Source organism: Phaeovulum vinaykumarii (assembly GCF_900156695.1).
GTDB classification, from domain to species: Bacteria; Pseudomonadota; Alphaproteobacteria; order Rhodobacterales; family Rhodobacteraceae; genus Bieblia_A; species Bieblia_A vinaykumarii.
Window position 1 is genome coordinate 193,347 of record NZ_FTOM01000005.1, and the last position, 26,212, is coordinate 219,558.

The window sequence follows — 26,212 nt, forward strand, 5'->3', positions numbered from 1 at the left end:
GCCCCCGGAATTCGGGGGCGCATGGGAAACCACCTGGGTCAGCCGCTAGCGGCCCATGCGCATCTTTCCGCGATTTACGACAGATACGGCCACCTTGGCCTCCGCTGTTTCCTGACTTGGGCCTGTTTAGGGCGGCCACATCGGGGCGTCAACGCAAAAAGCGTGAATATTCTGTCGCAGCAGGGCCGCCGATGTTTTCAATAGTTGCGCAATTGAGGCCAGCCCCCGCAATATCGCAAAATCCGCACAGCCCCGGCGGCAGGAAACACCCCCGCCGGGGGCGATCGCGCAGGCCGGCCCGCCCCCGCCCCCGCGCCTTCTGCCCCCAAACGCCGCAGTGGCCCTGCAAGGGGGCGGTTTTCCCTTGCGTCGCGGGATCGTGGGCGATTGACGCTGGGGGCCGGGCCGGGGCATAGCTGAACCCCAAGCTCCGGCAAACGGACACCGGCAAACGGACAGAGGAAATCTAGGGGAGGAACGGATGGGCGCATTACTGGCCCTGTCGCGCGCAATCGACAGGATGAACGAGTTCATCGGCAAATCGGTCTCATGGCTCATCCTTGTCGCGGTCCTGGTCTCGGCCACGAACGCGATCATCCGCAAGACGCTCAACATGTCGTCGAACGCCTGGCTCGAACTGCAATGGTATCTGTTCGGCGCGGCCTTCCTGGGCGCTGCGGCCTACACGCTCAAGCAAAACGAGCATATCCGCATCGACATCATCTATGGCGCGCTGTCGCGGCGCGTGCAGCACTGGATCGACCTGCTGGGGCATCTGTTCTTCCTGATGCCCTTCGTGACGATCATGCTCTATCTTCTCTTTCCCTATGTCATGCTGTCGGTGCGGTCGGGCGAGATGTCCACCAATGCCGGCGGGCTGGTCATCTGGCCGGCCAAGATGCTGCTGCTGGTAGGCTTCATCCTGCTGTTCCTTCAGGGCATCTCGGAGATCATCAAGAAGATCGCGGTGATGACCGGGCGGATCGAGGATCCCACGCCCTTCGTCTCCTCGCATGAGGCGGCCGAGCGCGAGGGCGAGGAACTGGCCGGGGAGATCTCCAAATGATGGAGCTTATCGCACAGAACATGGCGCCGATCATGTTCGCCTCGCTGGTGATGTTCCTGCTGCTGGGCTATCCGGCGGCCTTCGCACTGGCGGCCAATGGTCTTCTGTTCTTCCTGATCGGGGTGGAGCTGGCGCCGCTGTCCGAGGGCACGATCACGCTGTCCTGGCCGCTGCTCAACGCCATGCCCGAACGGTTCTGGGGGGTGTTGTCCAACGAGACATTGCTGGCCATTCCCTTCTTCACCTTCATGGGGATCGTGCTCGAACGATCCGGCATGGCCGAGGATCTTCTCGACACGATCGGGCAGCTTTTCGGACCGGTGCGCGGCGGGCTGGCCTATGCGGTCATCATCGTGGGGGCGCTGCTGGCGGCCACGACGGGGGTCGTCGCGGCTTCGGTCATCGCCATGGGACTGATCTCGCTGCCGATCATGCTGCGCTATGGCTATGACCGGCGCGTGGCCTCGGGGGTGATCGCGGCCTCGGGGACGCTGGCGCAGATCATCCCGCCGTCGCTGGTGCTGATCGTGCTGGCCGACCAGCTGGGCCGGTCGGTGGGCGACATGTACAAGGGCGCGCTGATCCCCGGCCTCGTGCTGACGGGGATCTATCTCAGCTATGTGCTGATCGTGTCGATCGTGCGCCCGCAAGCCATGCCCGCCCTGCCCAAGGAGGCCCGCACGCTGGGCTCGGGGGTGACCTCGCTTGTCGTGGCGATCGCCGCGGCGCTGGGGATCTTCCTCTGGGCCAAGGGCTGGCTGGCCGAAAGCCACGGCAACAACGCCGGCATCCTGGCGGCAGCGCTGGCGGTGGTGGTGGTCTATCTTGCCGCCGTGCTCGACCGGGTGCTGAAGCTCAAACTGATGTCGCGGCTGGCCTCGCAGGTGGTGATCGTGCTGATCCCGCCGCTGGCGCTGATCTTCCTGGTGCTGGGCACGATCTTCCTTGGCATCGCCACCCCGACCGAGGGCGGCGCCATGGGCGCGGTGGGCGCGCTGGCGCTGGCCGCGATCAAGCGCCGGCTCAGCCTCGAGGTGGTGCGCTCGGCGCTGGCCTCGACCACGCGGCTGTCGGCCTTCGTGCTGTTCATCCTGCTGGGCGCGCGGGTCTTCTCGCTGACCTTCTACGGCGTCAACGGGCACCTGTGGGTCGAGCATCTGCTGACCTCGCTGCCGGGCGGCGAGATGGGCTTCCTGATCGTGGTCTCGGTGCTGGTCTTCTTGCTGGCCTTCTTCCTGGACTTCTTCGAGCTGGCCTTCATCATCGTGCCGCTTCTGGCCCCCGCGGCCGAGAAGCTGGGCATCGACCTGATCTGGTTCGGGGTGATCCTGGGGGTGAACATGCAGACCTCGTTCATGCACCCGCCCTTCGGCTTCGCGCTGTTCTACCTGCGCTCGGTGGCGCCGCGCGTGCCTTATCTCGACAAGGTGACGGGCAAGCTGACCGAGCCGGTGAAGACCTCGCAGATCTACTGGGGGGCGGTGCCCTTCGTGGGGATCCAGATCCTGATGATCGGCCTGGTGATCGCCTTCCCGCAGATGGTGATGCACTACAAGGGCCCGGCCATCGACCCGTCCAAGATCCAGATGGAGCTTCCGGCGATGCCGGGGCTGGGCGGCGGTCTGGGCGGTCTGACCCCGCTGGGCGCACCGGGCGGCGATCTGGGGGGCGGCATGGGGATGGGCCTGCCCCCGATCGGATCGCCCGGCGCACCGGGCGGCGCGCCCGCGGCTCCGGCTCCGGCCTTCGGACTGCCGCCGATCGGCAGCCCCGGCGCCCCGCAGCCCGCGGCGCCCGCCCCCGATGCCGGGGCCAACACGCCGGGCGTTCCCGCGCCGATGGGTCTGGGCGGGTTGCCCCCGGCGGGCAACTAGCGCCCCGCGCGCGCTCCACGTGACAAGTTGAAAGGCCCCCGCATCGGCGGGGGCCTTTTTCGTGGTGCCCGTGTTTCCTGGAGACCGTTCTTCATGGGAACCGCGCACCTTTCGGGGCCGCAGCCAAGGCGCTATTCCCACCAGCGGTCAATGCTGGCGATGTCATCGTCGGACCAGCCGAAATGATGCGCCATCTCGTGGATCACCACATGCGCCACCAGATCGGCCAGCGCCACATCCCCCCGGTCCACCCATTCATCCAGGATCGGCCGCCGGAAAAGCCAGATCACATCCGGCCCGCCGGCCTGATCCATCACCGATTTCTCGGTCAGCGGCACGCCTTCATAAAGCCCGGTCAGCTCGTAGGCATCCTCGATCCCCATCTCGTCCAGCATGGCGTCGTCGGGCCAGTCCTCGACCCGCAGCACCACCGCCCGCGCCGGCCCCGCAAACGCCTGCGGCAGACGCGCAAGTGCTGCGCGCGCCAGATCCTCGAGCAGCGCCAGCGACGGCGCCGGACCTTGGGCGAAACTGCCCCCCTGCTTGCCCGTTTCGTCCATGCAGATCTCCTTCATCCCTGCCCTGATATGGACAAACGCCCCGCCTTGTGAAAGAGCGTGTCCCAACAGGAGAGACCCATGACCACCGTCACCCGCTTTGCCCCCTCGCCCACGGGGTTCATTCATGTGGGCAACCTGCGCACCGCGCTCTTCAACTATCTGATCGCCCGGAAATCGGGGGGCACGTTCATCCTGCGCCTCGATGACACCGATCAGGAGCGCTCGCGCCAGGAATATATCGACGCGCTGATGGAAGATCTCGAATGGCTGGGCCTCGAATGGGACCGTCTCGAGCGCCAATCCGCGCGCATCGACCGCTACGAGGCCGCCGCCGAGAGCCTGCGCGCGACGGGGCGCCTTTATGAATGCTTCGAGAGCCCGACCGAGCTGGACCTCAAGCGCAAGAAGCTGCTCAACATGCACAAGCCGCCGGTCTATGACCGCAGCGCGCTGAGCCTGTCGGAGGCCGACAAGGAAAGCCTGCGCGCGACGGGCCGCGAGGGCTATTGGCGCTTCCTGCTCGATCAGGAGCGCATCGAATGGACCGACGGCATCCTGGGCGATCTGTCGATCGACGCGGCCTCGGTGTCCGACCCGGTGCTGATCCGCGCCGACGGGCAGGTGCTCTATACCTTCGCCTCCTCGGTCGATGACATCCAGATGGGCGTGACCCATATCGTGCGCGGTGCCGACCACGTCACCAACACCGCCACCCAGATCCAGATCATGCGCGCGCTGGGCGGCACGCCGCCGGCCTTTGCCCACCATTCGCTGCTGACGGGCGCGCAGGGCGAGGAACTCTCCAAGCGGCTGGGCGCGCTCTCGCTGCGCGATCTGCGGGCCTCGGGCGTGGCCCCCGAAGCGCTGCTGTCGCTGATGGCGCGGCTCGGCTCGGGGCTGCCGGTCGAGCTGAAGATCAGCCTCGACGAGCTGGCGGACGCGTTCGATCTGTCGCAATTCGGCGCCGCCCCCACCCGCTTCGACCCCGAGGATCTGTGGCCGCTCACCCGCGAGCGCAACCAGAACCTGCCCTACGAGGCGGTGCACACCCATATCCGCATGCTGGGCATCCCCGAGGACATGGCCGCCGACTTCTGGGAGGTCGCGCGCCACAACATCACCCGGATCTCGGATCTCGATCAATGGGCGGCGCTGGTGCTTGAAGGCGCCGAACCCGTGATCGCGCCCGAGGATGCCGAATTCATCGCCCAGGCGCTGGAGATGCTGCCCGCGGGGCCGTTCGATCAGACCACCTGGAAGGCCTGGACCGATGCGGTCAAGGCCGCCACCGGGCGCAAGGGGCGCGGGCTGTTCATGCCGCTGCGCCGGGCGCTGACCGGGATGGACCACGGCCCCGAGATGGCGGGCCTGCTGCCGCTGTTGCAGAAGATCCCCGGCCGGGGCTGAGCCCCCCTTCCGTTTTCCGAAAAGGCCGGCGTACCCCGCCGGCCTTTTGCATGGACGGCAGTCTTCATTTGGCAATCGGCGCTCCCGCGGTCATCATGGCCCCCCGCCGCCCAAGCTTGCGTGCCCGATGACCGACCGCCTGACCTCGACCTCGAACGGAACCCACGCCCACGGCGACTGGATGGCCGAGGGTCGCGGCCTTCTGGCCAGCGCCGAGGAGACGCGCGCGCTCTGGGAACGGCGGCGGAGCGCATTCAGCGCGGAGCTGAAGGCCGCCGGTCGCTTCGATTCGCGCCGCCACGCAGAGCTTTACACCCAGGTCTACGCCCTGCCCCGCGCGGCGATGCTGCTTCTGGGCCAAGCCGCCGAGATGTTCGCCAAGGCGGGGCTGACCCGCGCCTATGCGCAATGTCCCGGTGCGCTGTTCGACCGCGACCTGAAGACATTCGGCCACGACCTGCCCAAGCTGGCGCGCGAGATCGCCTTTCCCGCCCGAGGCGCAGATCCCGCGAACCTCACGCAGCTTCATCGCATGGTTCTGGTCGATGCGCGCTATCCGCTGGCGCCCGCCGCCCGGCCGGAATGGGCCGCGCAGGCGAATGCCCGCACCGACGCAATCTGGCCCGAAGCGCAATGGGCCGCGCTGCGCGATCTGGTCGCGCGGTTGCAGGCCCATGCCGGGCGCATCGACCATGACCCCGCCTGCCCCGCCAGCATCCGCCGTCACGACCTGGCCGACGGCGGTTATGTCGTCTTTCGCACGGGCGGCCACCTCCCCGACCGCATCACCTTCCGCATGGAGGCCGCGCAGCGCCAGCCCGGCAAGGCCAGCCCTGCGGCCATCGCGGCCCTTCTGGCGCGACTGGACCCCGCAGACGGCGGCCCCCCGTTCGACCGGGCCGCATTCCGCGCGCGCGCCCGCCTGATCGAGGACGGGCTGAATGACCGGGGGCAGGCCCGGACCTGGCGCCACCCCCCGGCACGCTGACGGGCTGAGCGCCCCTAGCGGCAATAGGGCCCGCTGCGAGAGCGCGCGGTGTCGACGTGGATATGGTCCTGGTGGAAACGGTCCGATTTCGGGCCCAGCACCGTGCCGAAGGGGCCGCAGGCCGCGCGGTGCACTGCCTTCAGGATCCGCGGCTCGGATCGCCAGCCGCGCAAGACGGTGATCACCTGACCATTGGCCAGCCGCAGCCCCGAGACATCAATCGCCCGCCCGCGCCCATGTTCCGACACCTTGGCGCCGGGCTGGTTGTTGCGGGTCCGGCAGGCGTAATGCGCCGCGATCTCGAGGCCCGCCAGCCCGCCGCCGCGCCGGCCCACCGCCGGCACGATGCCCCGGTCGACCCAGGTCTTGAGCGCCCTGGCCGTGCGGCAATCCATGATCGCGGCCGGCGCGAGCCGGATCCCCGAGACGGCGCTGACCTTGACGCCATCGACCAGGCCACAGCCCCGGATCTTGCCGGGAATGGCCGGCACGCGGACGCCCTCGATCCCGGCCGTGCCACACAGGACCCCGGCCGAGCGGGCCGCGCGGGGCGGTCGGGCCGGCGGATGCGGAGAGCTGGGCGGCGCATCCCCCACCCCCGATCCGGGATCGCGCAGTCCCGCGCGCGCAGGGCGGTCCTGCCCCGCCACAAGGGGCACCGGGTCCGGCAAGAGGAGCGGGCGGGCCACGGGAAAGGGCGATTGGCTCGGCGCCCGCGCCGCGGCCCCGTCGGCAAGAAGAAGCGCGCCGCAAAGGCCCAGAAGCCAGGGCTGCCAGAGGCGCCGCCGCCCACCTGTCTGATCACGCGGACCCATGCCCCCCCCTGCCCCCAACGGCCCGCAGGCCCAACGGCGGGCGGGTCTTTCGTCTCATCGGTGGCCGCCAAGATGCGCGCGCCCCGAACCTGCGCACACCCCAAAGCCCGCCCGCGGGGCAGCGCCTAGCTGTCCGCCTCGGCGGGCGGCGGCACCGCGGCCCCGCGCCCGAAATCGGGGGCGGCCGTGTCCTGGCCCGCCTCGATGATGCCGCGGCGGATCGCGCGGGTGCGGGTGAAGTAGTCGTGCAGCAACTGGCCGTCGCCCATGCGGATGGCACGTTGCAGCACGAAGAGTTCCTCGGTGAAGCGGCCCAGGATATCGAGCGTGGCCTCGCGGTTGGTCAGGAAGACGTCGCGCCACATGGTCGGGTCCGAGGCCGCGATCCGGGTGAAGTCGCGGAACCCCGCGGCCGAATATTTCACGATCTCGCTTTCGGTGACGCGGCGCAGGTGGTCGGCCACCCCCACCATCGTATAGGCGATCAGGTGCGGCGTATGCGAGGTGACGGCCAACACCAGGTCGTGATGGGCGGGCTCCATGCTGTCGACATTGGCGCCAAGGCCGCGCAACAGATCCTCGAGCCGCGCGACGGCCTGCGCGTTCGCCTCGGGCAGCGGCGTGAGCAGCCACCAGCGGTTGACGAACAGCGTGGCAAAGCCTGCGCGCGGGCCCGAATGCTCGGTCCCGGCCAGCGGGTGACCGGGGATGAAATGCACATGCGCCGGCACATGCGGCGCCACGGCCTCGATCACCGCCTGCTTGACCGAGCCCACATCCGTCAGCGTGGCGCCGGGCGCCAGATGCGGGGCGATTTCCGCGGCGATGGCGCCCATCGCGCCCACGGGCACGGCCAGCACCACCAGATCGGCGTCGCGCACGGCCTCGGCGGCGGTGTCGAAGACCGCATCCACCACCCCGATCTCAAGCGCGGTGGCCCGCGTCTCGGCCGAGCGCGCATGACCGACGATGGAACCCGCCAGCCCCTTGTCGCGCATCGCATGCGCCATGGACGCCGCGATCAGCCCCAGCCCGATCAGCGCCACGCGGGCATAGACCGGTGCCGCCGCCCCGGTCACAGCCGCGCCTTGAACTGGCCGATCACATGGGCCACGCGCCGGCACGAGGGTTCGTCGCCCACGGTGATGCGCAGGCAATGCGGCAGGCCATAGCCCTTGACCTGACGCACGATCAGCCCTTCGGCCCGCAGCGCGGCGTCACAGGCCGCGGCCTCGGCTTCGTCGGCAAAGCGCGCCAGGATGAAGTTCGCCGTCGACGTATCGGACGGCACGCCCTTTTCGGCCAGCGCCTCGGCCAGCCAGGCGCGCATGCGGGCGTTTTCCGTGCGGCAGCGGTCGATGTGATCGCGGTCGCGCACGGCGGCTTCGGCGGTCTCGAGCTGGGCGGTCGACAGGTTGAAGGGGCCGCGGATGCGGTTGAGCACGTCGATGATGGCGCGCGGGCCATAGCCCCAGCCGATGCGCAGCCCGCCCAGACCGTAGATCTTGGAGAAGGTGCGGGTCATCACCACATTGGGCAGCCGCGTGGCCAGATCCGCGCCGCCGTCGTAATCCTCGACATATTCGGCATAGGCGCCGTCGATCACCAGGATCGCCTGCGGCGGCAGGCCGTTGGCCAGGCGCTCCAACTCGGACAGCCCGATCATCGTGCCGGTCGGGTTGTTGGGGTTGGCCACGAAGACCAGCTTCGTGCGCTCGGTCGTGCCGGCCAGAAGCGCATCGACATCGGTCGTGCGCTCGCGCTCGCGGACCGCGACCGGGGTTGCCCCCGCCGCCATGGCCGAGATGCGATACATCAGGAAGCCGTGTTCGGTGAACAGCACCTCGTCGCCCGGCCCGGCATAGGCCTGGCAGAGGAAGTGGATGATCTCGTCCGAGCCCGCGCCGCAGATGATGCGGTCGGGGTCGAGACCATGCACCTCGCCGATGGCCGTGCGCAGCCCGCGGTGGTCGGTATTGGGATAGCGGTGCAGGAAATGCACGGCGCGGGAAAAGGCCTCGCGGGCGCGATCGGACGGGCCGAACGGGTTTTCGTTCGACGACAGCTTGATGGCGTCGGTCAGCCCGGCCACATGCGCCGCGCCGCCCTCGTAAAGCGCGATATCGAGAATGCCCGGCTGGGGCCGGATGGCGTCGTTCATCTTGTCATCCCTCATCTGCCGCCCTTCTAGCCGCAGCGCTGCGCCATTGCCAGCACGATCATGGCCCGCAGGCCCGCGTCCGGGGCCGGCTGTGGCCGCGCCGCGTCGCCGGGGCGGATATCACGCACAGGCTGCATGGCCGCCATGCGCGCACACCCTGCACCGCCGCCCGCCCAAAGAGCGCGCGACATGGAAAAGGGCCGCCCCCGAAGGCGCGGCCCCACATATCCGGAACGATCCGAAGGGATCAATTCTTGGCGTAGAATTCGACGACGAGGTTCGGTTCCATGACCACGGCATAGGGCACGTCGGCCAGCGCCGGGGTGCGCACGAAGGTGGCGGTCATCTTGGAATGATCGACCTCGAGGTAATCCGGAACGTCGCGCTCGGTCAGCTGCACCGATTCCAGCACGATCGCCAGTTGCTTCGAGCGGTCACGCACCGCGATCACGTCGCCTTCCTTGACGCGATAGGAAGCGATGTTCACGCGGGCCCCGTTCACGGTGATATGGCCGTGGTTCACGAACTGGCGGGCGGCGAAGATGGTCGGCACGAACTTGGCGCGGTAGATGACCGCATCCAGACGGCGCTCGAGCAGGCCGATCAGGTTTTCCGAGGTATCGCCGCGCACACGTTCGGCTTCGGCGTAGATGCGGCGGAACTGCTTTTCGGTCAGGTCGCCGTAATAGCCCTTCAGCTTCTGCTTGGCGCGCAGCTGGGTGCCGAAGTCGGACATCTTGCCCTTGCGGCGCTGACCGTGCTGGCCGGGGCCGTATTCGCGGCGGTTGACCGGGGACTTGGCGCGACCCCAGATGTTTTCGCCCATGCGGCGGTCGATCTTGTACTTGGCAGACGTGCGTTTGGTCACGGCTGATCTCCTTCTCGAAGGGCCCTTGCGGGCCGGAAGGGCGTTGTCCTTTGGCTTGCGCCCGACAGGCATCCCCTTGCGGGGGCCACCAACACCAATGAAAACCCCGGACCTTTCGGATCCGGGATGGCGCCTTATAGCGGCCCCGCCGGCCCTGTCAACCGCCATCGCCCGCGCCCCGCCCCCGTCCCCGTTGGCGGGGGGATTGGCGGGGCCCATCGGCGTCGCCCGTGGCCGCAACGTCAGCCCGCCGCCGCCCGCCCCGCGGGCTATGCCGGGCGCGCGGGCCGTGGCACCTTGGCCCTGCGCGGCCCCTTGCGGGCGGCCACGAGGGAGGAGAGGACCGACATGAGCATCCGTCATTTCATCGCGCCCGACGGCGCGCAACTGGCCTTTCGGGACGAAGGCACGGGGCTGCCGCTGCTGGCGCTGGCCGGGCTGACGCGCGACGGGCGCGACTTCGACTATCTGGCCGCCCGGCTGGATCTGGACCGCGTGCGGCTGATCCGGCCCGATTACCGCGGCCGCGGCGCCTCGCAGCATACCGGCGCCGACAGCTATACCGTCCCGCAGGAGGCCCGCGACGCCTGCGCGCTGCTCGACCATCTGGGCGTTGCGCGCGCGGCGGTTCTGGGAACCTCGCGCGGGGGGATCGTGGGGATGATGCTGGCGGCGACGGCGCACGACCGGCTGGCGGGGCTGTGCCTGAACGATGTCGGCCCCGAGCTGGACCCCGCGGGGCTTGCGCGGATCATCGACGTGCTGGGCCGCCGCCCCGCCGCGCGCTCGGCCGCCGAGATGACCGCGCTTCTGCCCGCGCTGATGCCGGGGTTCGAGAACGTGCCCGCTGCGCGCTGGCAGGCCGAGGTCGAGCGCCATTATGTCGAAACACCCGAGGGGCTGGATCTGCCCTATGACCCGGCGCTGCGCGAGGCCTTCCTGGCCGCCTTCGCGGGCAAGACGCCGGATCTGTGGCCGCTCTTTGACGCCTGCGCGGGGCTGCCGCTGGCGCTGATCCGCGGCGCCAATTCCGACCTTCTGAGCCCCGAAAGCGCGGCCGAGATGCGCCGGCGGCGGCCCGACATGATCTTTGCCGAAGTGCCGGGCCGGGCGCATATCCCGTTCCTGGACGAGCCCGAATCCCTGGACGCGGTCACGGCCTGGCTGGCCCGGATCGAGATCTGAGCGCGCCTGCGCCCCCGCCGCGCCTGGCGCCCGGGCGCGGCCCCGTCAGGGGCGGTCGAGAAAGGTCTCGAAGGCGCGCAGGGTCGCGTCCGAGACATGGTGCTCGATACCCTCGGCGTCGATCTCGGCGGCCGCGCGCGGCACCCCGATGGCCACCAGCAGGTCAACCACCGTGCGGTGGCGCGCGCGCACCCGCGCGGCCAGCTCATGGCCGTCCTCGGTCAGAAACACCCCCCTGTAGGGGCGCGAGACCGCCAGCCCCTCGCGCTTGAGCCGCCCCACCGCCTTGGTTGCGGTGGGATGGGTCACCCCCATGCGCTGGGCGATATCGGTGATGCGGGCCTCGCCATGTTCGGCGATCAGGTCGTCGATCATCTCGGCGTAATCTTCAAGAAGCGCGCGCGACTGGGCCGCCCGCGCCTGCGAGAAGCGCGCGGGCTGGGCCTGATCCTCGTCCGCTCCCGGCCCCTGCCCCGGTTCATGCCCCGGTTCGTGTCCCGGCTCCTGCCCCGCCCCCTGCGGCCCGGCGTCTTGTGTCATGCGCGCCCTCCAATCGAGCATTCATATTACAGCCGAGGCTACAAAGTGCAATCTGGCGGAAAAGGCGGTCTGCGCGGCGGCAGGATCGGGTCCGGGCTTGACTTGGGCGCCAAACCACCAATGTCATGCCTGTTGACGTAAGTGTAGCCAAGGCTTTACTTGAGGGGAAACCCGGTCGAGGACCGGCATCGGAACAGGCGGGATCAGGGGAATGACGAAACAGGCGGTGCACCGCACGGGGGATCGACACGAACGGCACGGGCGTTCGACCCGCCGGGTGCGGGCGGGGATGAGCGAGGTGCTGGCGGGCCGGCTGAAGGGGCCGCGCGCCGCGCTTCTCTTTGCCGGGCCGGCGGTGATCGCCTCGGTCGCCTATATGGACCCCGGCAATTACGCCACCAACATCCAGGCCGGTGCGGGCTATGGCTATGCGCTTTTGTGGGTGGTGGTGCTGGCCAATGTCATCGCCATCCTGTTCCAGGCGCTGTCGGCCAAGCTGGGCATCGTCACCGGGCGCAACCTGGCCGAGATGTGCCGCGAGCGGTTTCCGGGGCCGGTGGTCTTCGTGATGTGGGTGGTCAGCGAGATCGCCGCCATGGCCACCGATCTGGCCGAATTCCTGGGCGGCGCGATCGGGCTGGCGCTGCTGTTCAACATGCCGCTGATCTGGGGGATGGGGGTCACGGCCATCGTCACCTATGCGATCCTGATGTTCGAGGCGCGCGGCTTCCGGCCGATGGAAATGATCATCGGCGCCTTCGTGGCGCTGATCGGGGCGTGCTATCTGGTCGAGCTGGCGATCGCGCCGGTGGATTGGGGGGCCGCGGCGGGCGGCATCCTGGGCCCCGAGCTGCCCGATGCGACGGCGCTGACCATCGCCGTGGGGATCATCGGCGCGACGGTCATGCCGCATGCGATCTATCTGCATTCGGGGCTGACGCAGAACCGCGCCATCGCGCGCACCGATGCCGAGCGGCGCATCGTGCTGCGCTATTCCAACCGCGAGGTGGTGGTGGCGCTGGCGCTGGCGGGGCTGATCAACATGGCCATGGTGATCATGGCGGCAGGGGCGTTTCATTCGGGCCACCCCGAGGTCGCCGAGATCGAGACCGCCTATCACATGCTGACCCCGCTTCTGGGGGGCGCGGCGGCGGCGGTGTTCCTGGTGTCGCTGATCGCCTCGGGGGTGTCCTCGTCGGTGGTGGGCACGATGTCGGGGCAGATGATCATGCAAGGGTTCCTGCGCTGGCATATTCCGATCTGGCTGCGCCGGCTGGTGACGATGGTGCCGGCCTTTGCCGTGGTGGCGGCGGGGGTGGATGCGACGCGGGCGCTGGTGCTGAGCCAGGTGATCCTGTCGATCGCGCTGCCGGTGCCGATGATTGCGCTCTTGATCTTCACCTCGAGCCGGGCGGTGATGGGCGATTTCGTCAACAGCCCGGTGATCCGCGCGGGCGCGCTTCTGGGGGCGGCGGTGGTGCTGACGCTGAACACGGTGCTTCTGGCCGAGGCCTTCGGGATCGACCTGGGTCTGTTCTGAGGGCCTCCGGGCGGTCACCCGAGCGCGCGCGGGAGGGGGCTTCTTGGCGATCTCTTGCCGCTTGTCGGCGTCGGTCACCCAAGCGCGCGTGGGAGGGGGCGCTGCCCCCTCTTTGCGTGCGGGTTCCCCGCCCGCAAATTCACCCCCGGGATATTTGGGCCAGCTCGAAAGGGGGGGGCTCGAAGGGGGCAGGATCGGACGGGACTGCGGCGGCGGGGGCGGGACGGGGCTGGCCATCACGTCGGGGCTGGCCATCGCGGCCGGGCCCCGGCATGATGGCCGCGCAGGGCGCTGAACAGTTCGAAGCCGATGATCGTCTCGCATGGCCGCCGCTATATCTTTGTCCATGTCCCCAAGACCGGGGGCACGGCGCTGGCCGTAGCGCTGGAGGCGCGGGCGATGGCCGATGATATCCTGGTAGGGGACACACCCAAGGCCCGGCGGCGCAAGCGCCGGCTGGAGGGGGTCGAGACCCGCGGGCGGCTGTGGAAGCATTCCACCTTGAGCGACGGGATCGGTCTTTACACCGAGGCGCAGGCGCGGGGCTATTTCGTCTTCACGCTGGTGCGCAACCCCTGGGACCGGCTGGTCAGCTATTATCATTGGCTGCGCGATCAGCGCTTCACCCATCCGGCGGTGGATCTGGCGCGGGCGCTGCCCTTTCCCGCCTTTCTCAACGCCTTTGACACGCGCGCGGCGATCGCGGCCAATCCCTATACCTCGTATGTCCGGCTGGGCCGCGAGGCGTGCTGCAACCTGTTCATCCGGCTCGAGCATCTGGAGGAGGATCTCGAACCGCTGGCCGCGCATCTGGGCTTCAGGCCCGGTCCGATCGAGCGGATCAACGCCTCGGCGCGCGGGCGCGACTGGCGTCCGTATTATTCGGACAAGGACGCCGAGATGGTGGGCCTTCTGTGCGGCGGCGATATCGCCCGCTTCGGGTATCAATTCTGACCTGATCGTGCCGCATTCGCGGCGCTGAGCCCCTTGCGCGCGCCTTGAGGCCGGGGTGGCGGCGGCAGATCCGCCCCGAAACCGTCAAATTCGAATTAACGACTCATTGGGGAAACCCCTGGCGCGCGGGCGGTTTTCCGCGGTTTCGAGAAACAATGCCAAGGCGCCCGGACACCCGCCGCATCGGCGGAAACAATGCCGTTTTTGTGCCCGAAACCGGCCCCTGAATCAGACCGGGAATCACAAGAAATGGTTTCAGCAAGACAAACACGGCCCCGACGCTGGCAGGCGAGGCGGGCTCTGGAAGGGGGAACACCATGTTCGGTCTGAATTCTGCGCGCGTCCGGGGCCAAGACGAAGACACCACGGGCCTTTGGCCCGGCACCGGCACGGACCATCAGAGCGGCGCGGGCCATGCCGAAGGGTTCATCGTCGGCACCCGCATCGCCACGGCCCAGGGTTGGCGCGCGGTCGAGGCGATCGCGCCGGGCGATCTGGTGATGACCTTCGATCACGGCCTGGCGCCGGTGCAGGCGATCACCCGCGCCGCGCTGTGGTCGGGCCAGGGGCGCTGCCCGCGCTCGGTGATGCCGCTGGCCGTGCCCGCGGGCGCGCTGGGCAATGCCGCGGCCCTTCTGCTGCTGCCCGAACAGAGCATCCTGCTCGAGAGCGATCTGGCCGAGGCCGTCTTCGGCGCCCCCTTCGTGCTGGTCCCCGCCGCCGCCCTTGCCGGCTATCGCGGGATCGAACCGATCACGCCGCACCAGAAGATCGAGGTCATCCAGCTGCGCTTTGCCGAGGACGAGGTCGTCTATGCCAATGGCTCGGGGCTGATGCGCTGTGCGGGCTCGGCGGCGGGGGGGCTTGAGCGGCTGCTGGCGGGCGAACGGCTGGAAAGCTATTCCGTCCTGCCGCTGAACATGGCCCGCGTGATCGTCAAGGCCATGATCGAGGACGCGCGCGCGCATCAGCCGGGCTGATCCCGACCCACCGGCCCAACCCACCGGCCCGGCGCGGTGCCGTTCTCGCGGGGCGCGGCGTCCAGAAGGGGGCCGCGCCCGAAATCTGTCCGCCGGGGGGGGGCAACGCGCCCCCTGCCCGGCACATCCGCCCCGCGCGACAGACCCCGTTTCGCGGGGCGGCGCGTTTTCCCTTTCTCTGCGTCGCATTTGGCCCTAGACAGGCGCCTTGCGAATCTGTTCGCAGGCCGCGCGCGCGCCGCGCCGCCCCACCCCGGACGCCTGTCCGCCCCCTGCCCCTTCTGGACGACCCCGAGGAACGCCCATGTCCGATCCTGACACCCCCGACGCCCCTTCGGGCGACCGCATCGCCAAGGTGATCGCCCGCGCCGGCCTTGCCTCGCGCCGCGATGCCGAACGCATGATCCTGGACGGCCGCGTGGCGGTGAACGGGACCAAGGTGAGCAGCCCCGCGCTGGACGTCACGCCCGCGGATCGGATCACGGTCGACGGCACGCCCATCGACGCGCCCCAGCCCACGCGGCTGTGGCTTTACTACAAGCCGCTGGGCCTGGTGACGACCGAGCGCGACGAGAAGGGCCGGCGCACCATCTTCGACGAGATGCCCGAGGGCATGCCGCGGGTGATGACGGTCGGACGGCTTGACCTCAATTCCGAAGGCCTGCTGCTGCTGACCAACGACGGCGGGCTGAAACGGCGGCTCGAGCTGCCCGAGACCGGCTGGCTGCGCAAGTATCGCGTGCGGGTGAACGGCCGTCCGGGCGATCACACCTTTGACCCGCTGCGCGCGGGTATCACCCTCGACGGCGAGGATTTCGCCCCGATGGAGATCACGCTGGACCGCCAGCAGGGCGCCAACGCCTGGGCCACCGTCGGCATCCGCGAAGGCCGCAACCGCGAGGTGCGCCGCGCCATGGCCGCGGTGGGGCTGATCGTGAACCGGCTGATCCGGGTCAGCTATGGCCCCTTCCGCCTGAACGAGATGAAGCCCGGCGACGTGATCGAGATCAAGCGCCGGGTGCTGCGCGACCAGCTGGGCAGCCTGCTCGATGAGGGCGGCGAGAGCGACGCGCGGCCGCGGCGCGACGACCGCGGCGCCCGGCCCGAACGGGCCGATCGCGGCCCCCGGCCCTTCCGCGAGGATCGCCCCGATCGCTCTGGGCCCGAACGCTCTGGGCCCGAACGCTCGGGGTCCGATCGCGGCGCGGGTCCGCCCCGTCCGCGCTCGGCCGGGTTCAAGTCCCACGGCCCCCGCGATGGCGGCCGCACCGAGGGGTTCAAGTCGCACAAGGGCGCGGCCATGGGCAAGGCGCGCCGCGCCTGGGGCGAAACCGAGGGCGACGACAGCCGCCGTCCGTTCCGCGGCCCCCGGCCGGAACGTGGCCCCAGACCTGAACGCGGCCCTGAACGCAGCGCCGAACGCGGCCCCGGCCCCGGCCCCGGCCGGGCCGAGCGCGGTCCCCGCCCCGAAGGCAAGGCGCGATTTGACGGCAAGCCGCGCGCCGACGGCAAGTCCTGGTCCGCGCGCGGCCCCCGCCCCGAGCGCGACACCACCGACGGCACACAGAAGCCCTATGGCCCGCGCAAAGGGGCCGACGGCGACGGCTTCCGCCCCCGCCGCACCGAGGGCGGCGACCGCCCCGAACGCGGCGCGGATCGGTATTCCGACCGGCCCGCGGGCGGCCCCGGCAACCCCCGCGCGCCGCGCTCCCAGGGCGGGACGTCCGATCGCTGGGGCGCGGATCGCGGGACAGCAGATCGTGGCGCGCGCGGCCCCGGCAAGCCGCGGGCCAGCACCGACGGCGCCGCCGCCGGGGGCGAGCGCCGCACGGGCGGCTTCGGGGCCAAGGGCGGTTTCGGGTCCAAGGGGCCGGGCCGCAAGGGCCCGGGCGGCGGTGCGCCCTTCTCCAAGGGGCCGGGCGGAAAAGGTCCGGGCAGCCGGGGTCCGGCAAGCAAGGGACCGGGTGGCAAATCCGGCAGTCGTCCCTCGGGCAACAAGGGGCCGGGCGGGCCGCGCAAACCGCGCGGCTGACGCCACTCCCGACGCCGCCCCCCCCCGGCCCGCAGCGCGCGCGCAGGTTTTCCGGCGCGCGCGCCTTTCGCTGATCGCCCCCCGCAGGCCCCGACGCGCGAAATTTCGCATCCCTCCGCGCGTGCCTCTGGTCGCGGTGCGGGCGGGTGCTTATAGTCCCTCCCGTGGGGTTCCGAGCGATCCGGGCCCGGAGGGACGGTATGTCGGTCAAGGCGTTTCAACGCATTGCATTTATCCTGTTGCTGATCCTGATCGTGTCGGTCGGGTTCGGCCATGGCATCTGAGGGGGCGCCGATGGCCGAACGCTACCGCGCCCGCTACAGCCCCCAGGGCGCCGATCCCCCCCCGCGCATCAGCGAATCCGACACCGCCGCCCGCGCCCGCCAGAAGGCCGCCGCCAAGCGGGCCAAGGCCCGGCGCAAGCGCGAACGCCGGCCCTTCTGGCTGGTCTGGATGGCCACGCCCTATCTCTTCGGCATCTTCTCCGACAGCCCGGTGTGGATAGCCGCCGATCTGGGCACCTTCGGCCTGTATCTGGGCGCCGCCGCCCTGACCCGCGAGGGGCTGCGCGCCGAAGCCGCCTTTGACGCCCGCCGCATCGCCCGCCCGCCGATCCTGCCGCGCAAGATCCTGGGCGCGGTGCTGACCGGGGGGGCCACGGCCCTGGGCGCGCTGGACCCCGGCATGACCGATCCCTTGGGCGCCGCGGTGCTGGGCGGCGTCGCCATGGCGCTGCATCTGGCCGCCTTTGGCCTTGATCCCTTGCGCGGCAAGGGCACCGAAGGCATAGACCCGATCGCGCAGGATCGCGTGGCGCGCGTGATCACCCAGGCGGAAACCTATCTGGCCGAGATCCGCGGCGCCATCCTGCGCGCCGGCGATGACCGCCTGGCCGCCCGCGTCGAGGCCTTTGCCGCCGCCGCGCAGGATCTTTTCCGCGCGGTCGAGAACAACCCCGAAGACCTGAACGCCACCCGCCGCTATCTGGGCGTCTATCTGATGGGCGCGCGCGACGCGACGGTCAAGTTCGCCGACCTGTGGCGCCAGAACCGCGACGGCAGCGCCCGGCGCGACTATGAGGAATTGATCTCCGATCTCGAGGCCAATTTCGCCGCCCGCGCCGCGCATCTGCGCCAGGGCGGGCGCGAGGATCTCGACATCGAGATCGAGGTCTTGCGCGAACGCCTGTCCCGCGAGGGGCAATTGCCCCCGCGCCCCGAGATCGCCGCGCTGAGCGACCGGCCCGACGCCCCCCTTGCGGCCCCCGCGCCCGCGGCGCCGCCTTCATCCCGAGCCATTGACCAGAAAGGGCAAATCCGATGAGCGAGAGCAAGCGCGAGAAGGCCGCCGCGGCGCTGGCCGAGATCGAGACGGTGACGCGCGCGGAACTGCCCGTGCCGTCGGGCGAGCTGGTCACGCTGACCGAGGCGCCCGCGCCGCTTGCCGCCGACATCCGCGCCCGCATGGCCGAGATCGACATCACCGACACCGGCTCGATCGTGGGCTTCGGCAGCCGCGCGCAGACCGAGCTTCAGACCATCAGCCAGGAGATGCTGGCCGATGTGAAGAACAAGGACGCAGGCCCCGCCGGCGACAGCCTGAACGCCATGGTGACCGCGCTGCGCGGCTTTTCGGTGTCGGAACTGGACGTGCGGCGCGAACGCTCGTGGCTGGAACGGCTGATGGGCCGCGCCGCCCCCTTCGCCAGCTTCCTGGCGCGGTTCGAGCAGATCCAGTCGCAGGTCGACACGATCACCGACGATCTGCTGACCCACGAGCACAGGCTGATGAAGGACATCAAGTCGCTCGACAAGCTCTACGAGAAGACGCTGGGCTTTTATGACGAGCTTGGCCTCTATATCGCCGCGGGCGAGGCGCGCCTGGCCGAGATCGACCGCACCGACATTCCTGCGAAGGCCGCCGCGGTCGAGGCCGCCGCCCCTGCCGATCAGGTGATGGCCGCGCAGGAGCTGCGCGACCTGCGCGCCGCGCGCGACGATCTGGAACGGCGCGTGCATGACCTCAAGCTGACGCGGCAGGTCACGATGCAGGCGCTGCCCTCGATCCGGCTGGTGCAGGAAAACGACAAGAGCCTGGTCACCAAGATCAATTCGACGATCATGAACACCGTGCCGCTGTGGGAGACGCAGCTGGCGCAGGCGGTGACGATCCAGCGGTCGTCCGAAGCCGCGAAGGCGGTGCGCGCGGCCAATGACCTGACCAACGATCTGCTGCGCGCCAATGCCGACAACCTGCGCAGCGCCAATCGCATCGTGCGCGAGGAAATGGAGCGCGGTGTCTTCGACATCGAGGCGGTCAAGGCGGCCAATGCCCAGCTGATCGCCACGATCGAGGATTCGCTGCGCATCGCCGACGAGGGGCGCAGCAAGCGCGCGGCGGCCGAACAGGATCTGGCCAAGCTCGAGATCGATCTGCGCGACACCCTGGCCTCGGCCCGCGCGCGCGCCGACGGCGCGACCGGCGCGAATGGGGGCGCGCCTGGCGTGGGGGGCACCCGCTAGAATGCCCGCGCGCGCGCCTGCCCCCACCTGCCCTCCCCCCACCAACCCTGCCCCCTCCGGCCCTGTGGCGCCTCGGTCCCGGCCGGCGGCGGCGCAGCTGCGTGGCGGGGTCGCGCTGGCGGCGGTGGCGGCGCTGGTCTCGGCCTGCGTGATCCCCGGCGCGGGCGTGCGCCAGTCGCCCGCCCCCCCCGCGCCGCGCCCTGCGGCGCTGGCCGATCCCACCGCCGGGCTGCCGCATCCGCCCTCGGCGGCCAGCCAGGCCGTGCGCGCCTATTATGCGCAGGTGGCGCAGATGCTGCTGGATCAGGGCTTGCTGCGCCAGGAGCGCGCCCCCGCCGACGCCCCCTTCACCGACCGCCAGCTGGTGGACAATTTCGTGCGTATCGCGCTTTACGACGAATATGCCCGCGAGGGCGGCGATATCGTCGCGCGCCAGCATGTGTCGCGTCTGCGCCGCTGGGAGGTGCCGGTGCGCATGTCGGTGGAATTCGGCGCCTCGGTGCCGGGCTCGCAGCAGCGCGTGGACCGCGGCAATGTCACGGCCTATGCCGGGCGGCTGGCGCGGGCGACGGGGCATCCGGTGGGCATGGTCGACGACCCCGCGCGCGCCAATTTCAACGTGCTGATCCTGAACGAGGACGAACGCCAGGCGATCGCGCCGCGCCTGCGCGCGATGGTGCCGGGGATCGACGCGGCGGCGGTGCGCACGGTCACCAACCTGACGCCCGCGACCTTCTGCGTGGTCTTCGCCTTCTCGCAGGGGCAGAGCGCGGCCTATTCGCATGCCGTCGCCGTCATCCGGGGCGAGCATCCCGACATCCTGCGCCTGTCGTGCATCCACGAGGAACTGGCCCAGGGCATGGGCCTGGCCAATGACAGCCCCGCCGCGCGGCCCTCGATCTTCAACGACGACGAGGAATTCGCGCTGCTGACGCGCCATGACGAGATGCTGTTGCGCATCCTCTACGACCGGCGCCTGCACCCCGGCATGACCGAGGCCGAGGCCCGCCCCATCGTCGCGCGCATCGCCGCCGAGCTGATGGGAACGCTGGACTGACCCTTCCCCCGTTGCGGGCGTTCCGTCGCGCCGCCGCCTGCGTGCATCTGACACGGCGGCGGGCTGCTCACACCGGCGGCGGGCATGGGCGGCTTCCGGCCGAATCCCGTGGGTTAGCGCCACCAATGCGTTGCAAGTCGTTTACCCTCGTCATAAATTTTTCGCATTCGATGCTATCGCCAAAAGGGAATGCGGCGTAAGGTAGCAGGGTGGTGGCGCAAGATGTGCCCAAGGTGAAGGAATGGGAAAGATGATGGCCGAGAACCGGCAAATGGGCGATGCCCAGACGCGTGACGACGACTACATGCACCAGCAGCCGGTGGCCAAGGCGCCGCAGCGTAGCGACGATCCGTCCCGCGAAACGCGCCAGATGGGCGACAGCCGCACGCATCGGCTGACCGATTGGGCCTCGATCTGACCGGCCCGCTTCGGGGCTGAGACGGGCGGGCCCGCACGCCGCTGTCCTGCGGCCCTACACACGGGGGGCTTTCCGGGATCTTTCGTCGGCAGACCGGCCGCAATCCGGCCCTTTTACCCGAGTCTGGCCCGGATTCTGGCACCGCGGACCATGACACCTTCGGTCATGACACCGATCTGGCGCGCCGCAGGTTCTGCGGCGCTTTTATTTTGCGCGCGATCCCGTCGGATACCACGTTCCGGCGCAACGCTCTGACGCGCGAACGTTCACGACCGTGTTACAAGAAGATGTCAGCGCGCCCCGTCTGCGCGCCGCCGGTCTAGGGCCGCGCCGACGTGACCGGGACCGCAGGCGCGCCCGACAGCGTTTCAACAGGCGGCGCCTCACCGGCGGGCGTCTCGACCGACACCGCTTCGACGGGCCGCATCAGCCACAGCCCGCCCAGGCCCAGCACCACCAGCACCGCCCCCAGAAGCGGCGCATGCGGCGGCGGACGGCGCTGCCCGATCATCGGCGTGTCGCCGCGAAGGCGCGCACCGCATCCCCGAAGGCCTGGAACAGGGGCCGCGACACCGGATCCATGCCGGCCTGCCATTCGGGATGCCATTGCACCGACAGCGTGAAGCCCGGCGCGTCGCGCACGTAAAGCGCCTCGGGCGTGCCATCGGGGGCGTGGCCCTCGATCACGATGCGCTGGCCGGGATCCTTGATGCCCTGGCCATGCAGCGAATTGACCATCACTTCGGTCGCGCCCAGCAACTTGTGGAAGCGTCCGCCCGGTGTGAGGCTGATCTTGTGGCGCAGCGCGAAACGTTCCTCGAGCGTGCCATCGGGCGGCATGCGGTGGTTCATCCGCCCCGGCAGGTCGCGGATTTCCGGGTAAAGCGTGCCGCCCATGGCCACGTTGACCTCCTGAAACCCGCGGCAGACACCGAAGAAGGGCTGGCCGCGCGCCACGCATTCGCGCACCAGCGGCAGCGTGATCGCGTCGCGGCAGCGGTCGAATTCGCCATGCGCCGGGGTCGGGTCTTCGCCATATTCGGCGGGGTGGACATTGGGCCGCCCGCCCGTCAGCAGGAAGCCGTCGCAGACCGCCAGCAGCTCCTCGACCGCGACATAGCGCGGATCGGCCGGGATCAGGAGCGGCAGGCAATCGGCCACCTGAGCCACCGCCGCCGAATTCATGGTGCCCCCCGAATGGGCCGGGTAATGGCCCTGAATCAGGGTGGAATTGCCGATGATGCCGACGACCGGCCGCGCGGTGGACATGAGGGCCCTTTCTCTGCCGTGAACGCCCCCAACCTAGGGCCGCCATCCCCCTTCGGAAAGGGCCAAACCCGGATTTTCCCCGGCACGACGGCACCGGCACGCACCTGCCCCCTTGCACAGCCCGCGACCATCGACTAGTTGAGGGGACACCTCGACGGCGGCGGGTTGGCGGAGAGGTTACGCAGCGGATTGCAAATCCGTGTAGACCGGTTCGATTCCGGTACCCGCCTCCAAAGATTTCAAGGACTTATCGTCACCCCCTGCCCCGATGGTATCACGCAGGGTATCACGTTGCCGTTCCGGCCTTGTTCCGTTCACTGGCGTTTCTCCCGCGCCTGGCGCGCTTGCATCTCTTGGCGAGCCTCCCCGGCGTATTTCTCAATCATCTCTTTCGTGGCATGACCCGAATACGCCGCGATCTGGTCATCGTTACAGCCAGCCCACGCCAGTTCCTTCACACCGCGATAGCGGATGGCGTGCAGGTCATAGGCTTCAAGGCCGAGCCGTTTGCGTTCTTTCAGCATCAAATCAGCCATATAGCGGTAGCTGATCGGGTTGCCGTCCCGCTTGATCAGGATCGGACGGGCGGCAATCGGCACCACGCCAAGTGCGGCCTTGGTGCGGTCGAGTGTGTCCTTCAACCGATCAGTGCAGGGCAGAACCAGCGGCTTGCCGGTCTTGTTCTGGCGCATGGTCAGCGAATCGCCGTCATAGTCGCCCCAGCGGAAGCCGACCCAATCGCCCGGACGCTGGACGGTGCCCACGCCAATCTCGAAGATGAGGCGGCAAAGCTCGCTCGCCTCGGCCCGGAATTTCTCCACCGCCCAATCCGGCCAGGGCAGGTGCTCCTGGCGCCGCTCGGCCGGGGTCTTGAGCGCCCGCACCCCTTTCGCCGGATTGTGCTTGATCCAGCCAAGATCAATCGCATGCTCGCAGAGGATCACCAGCATCTGGGGGATGTAGTTCGCAAAACGGGTGCGGTGCGCATTCGCCTTCTGAGCCGCGATCACATCCGCCCGCGTCAGCGCCTTCACATCCCGGCTGCCGATCCTCTCGCGCAGGTATTCCATCACCTTGTCATAGTCCGCGCGCGTCCGCGGCTTGAGCGAGGTCCAGCGGTCCGAGGTCCGATAATCGTCCATGAGGGCGGCCCACGAGGTCTTCGCCTCGAAATGCCTGCCCGTCATGATTTCCCAATACTGCCGGTCGAACGCCTCGGTGCCTTCCGGCGCCGTGATGCGGATCAGCTTCATCCCCGCCTTGCGGAAATAGATACGGCCCGAGGGGTGCTTCCAGAGATACCGCTTCACCACTCCACCCCCTGCATGCCCTCAACCGCGGCCCCCCGGCCGATCATGCGCAGAGACTCCGCATCCCACCGCAAGAGGCCCGGAACGATCTCCTGGCCACGCGGAAGATGCCCCGCCTTCACATGCGCGCGAAATTCGCTAACACCCATGTCCAGCAAGGCGGCTGCGTTCTTCTCGTTCACATAGAAGGGAGTGATGCGGCTCATTTCAGATACCCCACTTGATCGGGACGGGCGGCCATCAGTTACCCCCTTCCGCTGTATCAGCGAAGCCATCCGCGATTTTGGCGATGACCTCCTGATTGACGAAGCACAGGCTTTGCCGACCAAGGCGGAAGCGTTCGTCGTTTTCCAGCGCGCTGTTGACGGCGCTTTTAAACTCCCCGAATTGATACTGCATCGGTCCCATGTCGATCTGGGCCCAGAGATCGGGGGGCGAGACCTCAACGCGGCACAACGGCTTGAGCCAACCCTCGCGCTTTCGCGTCCCCGCGCGGATCATCCGGTCATCCTCGCGGAACTCCGCGAAAACCTTGATCAGAGCGGCCAGGGCACGCTCGAAAGTCTCGATATTCTCGCCGGGCAGCATCACATGCAGGGAAAACGGCTCATCATCCCTGAGCGACGCCTTGTTCTGCAAGGGCAGCGAACCGATTTCCGAAACATGGCGGAGTGCGCGCCGCCCTGGGTTCTCTTCAACGATTTGGGCGATCAGAGTTCTGGCCGCATCAACATAAGTAAGATCGGGAGCGTTCACACCGCGCGCACCTGTGGTCATCATACCGCCCTCACGGATATTGCGCATCGTGACTTCGGCGGTCTGCGCGGAGATGAGCATCGCATCGGCCATCGTCTGTCTGAGCTTTCCCGGTTTCACTTTTCTGCCCTGTTCGGAGGAGTAAGGAACCTTAGACCCTCATTTTTCCTCCGATCAACCTCTATTCGTAAGTGTTTCGGAAACGGATAGACTTTCCGCATCTCGGGACCAGTTCAGCGGCCCGGCGTGGCCGATCAGCCTGACAACATTCCACCCCACCCGGCCGGGGCCATGCTCACGCCGAGGCTCTGGGGGTGGCGCAGTCCTCGCGCTGCATCGTCTCGATGCCATCCCCGATGGGCGTGCGACAGGCCCTCGGCCAGCTCCAGGACCAGGGCGACACTGACCGCCGCTTCCTCGTTGCCCGGATGGCTCTCAAGGGCGAGCCGCGCCGTCCGGATCAGCGCCGGAAGGGCATAGGACAGCGGATCGACCAGATCCCGCGGATCGGCCGTGCGCAGTTGTGCCAGCGTAATCATTGCGCACCGCCTTTCAGCAGCTCTCTGACATTATCGAGATACACGGCCATTTCATCGAGGCTCAGAAGCGCGCGCTCGCATCCCGCGGCCATGGCCTCGCCCTTCGGGTCGCGTTCCGACATGCAGCCGCAGGACGCATAGAAGACCAGATCAACGAAACGGCGGGCTTCGGCAAGCTCCTGAACCGCCCGCATGATCTCGGGCAGGATTGCTTCTTTCGCGGGGGCGGGCTGGGGGTTCGGCGCGTTCATGCGCGGATCTCCAGCAGCTTGCAGACGCGGCGCAGGGCGGTGCGCATGTAGCTGCGGGCCTCGCGTTCGGAACGGGTGTAGCCGGACGGGCGCTCGGTCGCGTCGAGGGCGAGCGCGAGGCAGTCGTGGATTTCAGAAAGGGTTTCACCGGGCAAGCCGGGGGTGTTCGCGCAGGCGCGTTCGTTGGTCATTGTCAGTGCTTCCAGATTAGGTTACGCCAATATGGCAACGCTGCATCTTTAGCGCAGGTTGCACTATTGATGCAAGGTGAAAAATGACGCCCTCACAATGTCGCGCTGCTCGTGCCCTCGTGGCCATGTCTCAAGATCGGCTGGCCGAGGCCTCTGGTGTAGCGAAGCGGACCATCGCAAGTTTTGAAAAAGAGGATCGTCAGCCCTATGATCGGACCATCGCGGCACTACGCAATGCCCTGGAAGCGGCAGGAGTCGAATTCATCCCCGAGAACGGTGGCGGTGCAGGGGTGAGGTTACGGAAATAAACCTCCCTTGGATTCAGAAGCAAATGCAGACCTAAATCAGATGGAGAAGAAAATTGCATGAATTCAGCGGAACGCTCGAGGAAGTCATAGACTTCCTAAATAAAAAAATAGATAACAAAATCGCAAGCCTTGAAAAGGAGATTTTCGCGCAGCAACTTCTTTTCGCCTCCCTTCTGGCTTACATTGATATTGCATGCGCTGATTGCAACCGGAGCGCGCGAGACATAATATTCGATGCATTCATGAGGACGCTTCGAAACGACAATATAGATTGCACACCAGAACAAATATCTGATCTCACCGAAATAGCCAAAAAAATTTGCGATCAAAAAGGATCTGCCTCGATCATCTCTTTCCCAACGGAATAGAATGCGGCCTTACCAGAGGGTGAGGCCGTTGTGGCCGAGCGCCGCGCCCGGAAGGTAGGGCCGGGCCGCGCTCTCTCGGGGTTTACCCACTCGCCGAGTAACGGGAACGGTTTGGCGTGAACATCGAAGCGCGCCGGGGCGTTCTCCCCTATTCGTTGGCCCAGTCGATGAAGGACAGCGCGTCTTGCAGGGTGGCGCCGTCGATCCCGGCTTCCCTGGCCTGCGCCAGCGCGCCCACCATCGTGGCCAGCGC

At 68.5% G+C, this 26,212-nt stretch carries 28 protein-coding genes and 1 tRNA gene; 15 read left to right on the forward strand and 14 right to left on the reverse strand.

All coding sequences use genetic code 11. From position 1 onward, the window contains the following. Window positions 1–481 precede the first annotated feature (481 nt). Window positions 482–1,066 (forward strand): TRAP transporter small permease subunit, encoded by a 585-nt coding sequence (locus tag BW949_RS11580; RefSeq protein ID WP_076366218.1) that lies wholly within the window; start codon window positions 482–484, stop codon window positions 1,064–1,066. Further along, complete coding sequence (locus BW949_RS11585; protein ID WP_076366220.1) at window positions 1,063–2,940, forward strand: TRAP transporter large permease; 1,878 nt, start codon at window positions 1,063–1,065, stop codon at window positions 2,938–2,940. Before BW949_RS11580 ends, BW949_RS11585 begins: the two co-directional genes overlap by 4 nt. A 131-nt stretch (window positions 2,941–3,071) precedes the next feature. Here the strand turns inward: BW949_RS11585 and BW949_RS11590 are convergent, their stop codons facing one another. Continuing rightward, a complete protein-coding gene (locus BW949_RS11590) occupies window positions 3,072–3,500 on the reverse strand; it encodes a metallopeptidase family protein (RefSeq protein ID WP_076366320.1) in 429 nt (142 codons plus the stop codon). Between the two features lie 78 nt (window positions 3,501–3,578). On the opposite strand from BW949_RS11590, the gene gltX reads away from it, so the two are divergent. Together gltX and BW949_RS11600 are read left to right on the forward strand one after the other, a co-directional pair. Continuing rightward, a complete protein-coding gene (gene gltX / locus BW949_RS11595; RefSeq protein WP_076366222.1) occupies window positions 3,579–4,907 on the forward strand; it encodes a glutamate--tRNA ligase in 1,329 nt (442 codons plus the stop codon). A gap of 127 nt (window positions 4,908–5,034) precedes the next feature. Continuing rightward, on the forward strand, window positions 5,035–5,895 hold the full coding sequence (locus tag BW949_RS11600) for a hypothetical protein (RefSeq protein ID WP_076366224.1): 861 nt from the start codon (window positions 5,035–5,037) through the stop codon (window positions 5,893–5,895). A gap of 14 nt (window positions 5,896–5,909) precedes the next feature. On the opposite strand, the gene BW949_RS11605 is transcribed toward BW949_RS11600, so the two are convergent. The 4 genes from BW949_RS11605 to rpsD all read right to left on the reverse strand — a co-directional run bounded on the left by BW949_RS11605 (window position 5,910) and on the right by rpsD (window position 9,739). Further along, a complete protein-coding gene (locus BW949_RS11605) occupies window positions 5,910–6,710 on the reverse strand; it encodes an extensin-like domain-containing protein (protein ID WP_083947742.1) in 801 nt (266 codons plus the stop codon). A 125-nt stretch (window positions 6,711–6,835) separates the two neighbouring features. Beyond that, window positions 6,836–7,789 carry a prephenate/arogenate dehydrogenase family protein gene (locus tag BW949_RS11610; protein WP_076366226.1) on the reverse strand — a complete coding sequence of 318 codons (954 nt, stop codon included), beginning with the start codon at window positions 7,787–7,789 and terminating at the stop codon, window positions 6,836–6,838. Continuing rightward, on the reverse strand, window positions 7,786–8,871 hold the full coding sequence (hisC, locus tag BW949_RS11615) for a histidinol-phosphate transaminase (protein ID WP_076366324.1): 1,086 nt from the start codon (window positions 8,869–8,871) through the stop codon (window positions 7,786–7,788). Before hisC ends, BW949_RS11610 begins: the two co-directional genes overlap by 4 nt. A 247-nt stretch (window positions 8,872–9,118) precedes the next feature. Further along, window positions 9,119–9,739, reverse strand: a complete 621-nt coding sequence (gene rpsD, locus BW949_RS11620; RefSeq protein ID WP_076366228.1) for a 30S ribosomal protein S4 — start codon at window positions 9,737–9,739, stop codon at window positions 9,119–9,121. A gap of 348 nt (window positions 9,740–10,087) precedes the next feature. Here rpsD and BW949_RS11625 point away from each other — a divergent pair, with 348 nt between their 5' ends. After that, complete coding sequence (locus tag BW949_RS11625; protein ID WP_076366230.1) at window positions 10,088–10,924, forward strand: alpha/beta fold hydrolase; 837 nt, start codon at window positions 10,088–10,090, stop codon at window positions 10,922–10,924. A 45-nt stretch (window positions 10,925–10,969) separates the two neighbouring features. Here the strand turns inward: BW949_RS11625 and mntR are convergent, their stop codons facing one another. Then, window positions 10,970–11,464: a manganese-binding transcriptional regulator MntR gene (gene mntR / locus BW949_RS11630; RefSeq protein WP_083947743.1), complete on the reverse strand. Its 495-nt coding sequence runs from the start codon at window positions 11,462–11,464 to the stop codon at window positions 10,970–10,972. Window positions 11,465–11,675: 211 nt separating this feature from the next. On the opposite strand from mntR, the gene BW949_RS11635 reads away from it, so the two are divergent. From BW949_RS11635 to BW949_RS17065, 8 genes are all read left to right on the forward strand, one after another. Next, window positions 11,676–13,004: an Nramp family divalent metal transporter gene (locus BW949_RS11635; RefSeq protein WP_076366232.1), complete on the forward strand. Its 1,329-nt coding sequence runs from the start codon at window positions 11,676–11,678 to the stop codon at window positions 13,002–13,004. Window positions 13,005–13,313: 309 nt separating this feature from the next. Next, a complete protein-coding gene (locus BW949_RS11640; RefSeq protein WP_076366234.1) occupies window positions 13,314–13,958 on the forward strand; it encodes a sulfotransferase family 2 domain-containing protein in 645 nt (214 codons plus the stop codon). Between the two features lie 317 nt (window positions 13,959–14,275). Beyond that, on the forward strand, window positions 14,276–14,938 hold the full coding sequence (locus tag BW949_RS11645; protein ID WP_076366236.1) for a Hint domain-containing protein: 663 nt from the start codon (window positions 14,276–14,278) through the stop codon (window positions 14,936–14,938). Between the two features lie 304 nt (window positions 14,939–15,242). After that, on the forward strand, window positions 15,243–16,970 hold the full coding sequence (locus BW949_RS17660; protein WP_076366238.1) for a pseudouridine synthase: 1,728 nt from the start codon (window positions 15,243–15,245) through the stop codon (window positions 16,968–16,970). A gap of 294 nt (window positions 16,971–17,264) precedes the next feature. Continuing rightward, window positions 17,265–18,293 (forward strand): 5-bromo-4-chloroindolyl phosphate hydrolysis family protein, encoded by a 1,029-nt coding sequence (locus BW949_RS11655; protein ID WP_076366240.1) that lies wholly within the window; start codon window positions 17,265–17,267, stop codon window positions 18,291–18,293. After that, the gene (locus BW949_RS11660; RefSeq protein WP_076366242.1) at window positions 18,290–19,492 is read left to right on the forward strand and encodes a toxic anion resistance protein; all 1,203 of its coding nucleotides are present in this window, start codon (window positions 18,290–18,292) and stop codon (window positions 19,490–19,492) included. The genes BW949_RS11655 and BW949_RS11660 overlap by 4 nt, the downstream gene beginning before the upstream one ends. 64 nt (window positions 19,493–19,556) lie before the next feature. Continuing rightward, window positions 19,557–20,549, forward strand: coding sequence for a DUF2927 domain-containing protein (locus tag BW949_RS11665; RefSeq protein ID WP_235816285.1), 993 nt, complete (start codon window positions 19,557–19,559; stop codon window positions 20,547–20,549). 241 nt (window positions 20,550–20,790) lie between these two features. Further along, complete coding sequence (locus BW949_RS17065) at window positions 20,791–20,967, forward strand: hypothetical protein (RefSeq protein ID WP_159440066.1); 177 nt, start codon at window positions 20,791–20,793, stop codon at window positions 20,965–20,967. A gap of 319 nt (window positions 20,968–21,286) precedes the next feature. Here the strand turns inward: BW949_RS17065 and BW949_RS11670 are convergent, their stop codons facing one another. Beyond that, the gene (locus BW949_RS11670; protein ID WP_076366244.1) at window positions 21,287–21,478 is read right to left on the reverse strand and encodes a hypothetical protein; all 192 of its coding nucleotides are present in this window, start codon (window positions 21,476–21,478) and stop codon (window positions 21,287–21,289) included. Then, on the reverse strand, window positions 21,475–22,236 hold the full coding sequence (locus tag BW949_RS11675) for a gamma-glutamyl-gamma-aminobutyrate hydrolase family protein (protein WP_076366246.1): 762 nt from the start codon (window positions 22,234–22,236) through the stop codon (window positions 21,475–21,477). The genes BW949_RS11670 and BW949_RS11675 overlap by 4 nt, the downstream gene beginning before the upstream one ends. 159 nt (window positions 22,237–22,395) lie before the next feature. On the opposite strand from BW949_RS11675, the gene BW949_RS11680 reads away from it, so the two are divergent. After that, window positions 22,396–22,469 (forward strand) — tRNA-Cys (locus BW949_RS11680). Window positions 22,470–22,550: 81 nt separating this feature from the next. Here BW949_RS11680 and BW949_RS11685 read toward each other — a convergent pair. The 6 genes from BW949_RS11685 to BW949_RS11710 all read right to left on the reverse strand — a co-directional run bounded on the left by BW949_RS11685 (window position 22,551) and on the right by BW949_RS11710 (window position 25,283). Continuing rightward, the gene (locus BW949_RS11685) at window positions 22,551–23,546 is read right to left on the reverse strand and encodes a site-specific integrase (protein ID WP_235816286.1); all 996 of its coding nucleotides are present in this window, start codon (window positions 23,544–23,546) and stop codon (window positions 22,551–22,553) included. Further along, window positions 23,543–23,752, reverse strand: coding sequence for a hypothetical protein (locus BW949_RS11690; RefSeq protein WP_076366250.1), 210 nt, complete (start codon window positions 23,750–23,752; stop codon window positions 23,543–23,545). Before BW949_RS11690 ends, BW949_RS11685 begins: the two co-directional genes overlap by 4 nt. A 34-nt stretch (window positions 23,753–23,786) precedes the next feature. Beyond that, entirely contained in the window at window positions 23,787–24,395 is a 609-nt protein-coding gene (locus BW949_RS11695) for a hypothetical protein (protein ID WP_076366252.1), read from the reverse strand. Window positions 24,396–24,556: 161 nt separating this feature from the next. Then, window positions 24,557–24,841 carry a hypothetical protein gene (locus BW949_RS11700; RefSeq protein ID WP_076366254.1) on the reverse strand — a complete coding sequence of 95 codons (285 nt, stop codon included), beginning with the start codon at window positions 24,839–24,841 and terminating at the stop codon, window positions 24,557–24,559. After that, window positions 24,838–25,092 carry a hypothetical protein gene (locus BW949_RS11705; protein ID WP_076366256.1) on the reverse strand — a complete coding sequence of 85 codons (255 nt, stop codon included), beginning with the start codon at window positions 25,090–25,092 and terminating at the stop codon, window positions 24,838–24,840. The genes BW949_RS11700 and BW949_RS11705 overlap by 4 nt, the downstream gene beginning before the upstream one ends. Beyond that, window positions 25,089–25,283: a hypothetical protein gene (locus BW949_RS11710; protein ID WP_076366258.1), complete on the reverse strand. Its 195-nt coding sequence runs from the start codon at window positions 25,281–25,283 to the stop codon at window positions 25,089–25,091. Before BW949_RS11710 ends, BW949_RS11705 begins: the two co-directional genes overlap by 4 nt. A gap of 83 nt (window positions 25,284–25,366) precedes the next feature. On the opposite strand from BW949_RS11710, the gene BW949_RS11715 reads away from it, so the two are divergent. Continuing rightward, a complete protein-coding gene (locus tag BW949_RS11715) occupies window positions 25,367–25,591 on the forward strand; it encodes a helix-turn-helix domain-containing protein (protein ID WP_076366260.1) in 225 nt (74 codons plus the stop codon). The last annotated feature ends 621 nt before the right edge of the window (window positions 25,592–26,212 follow it).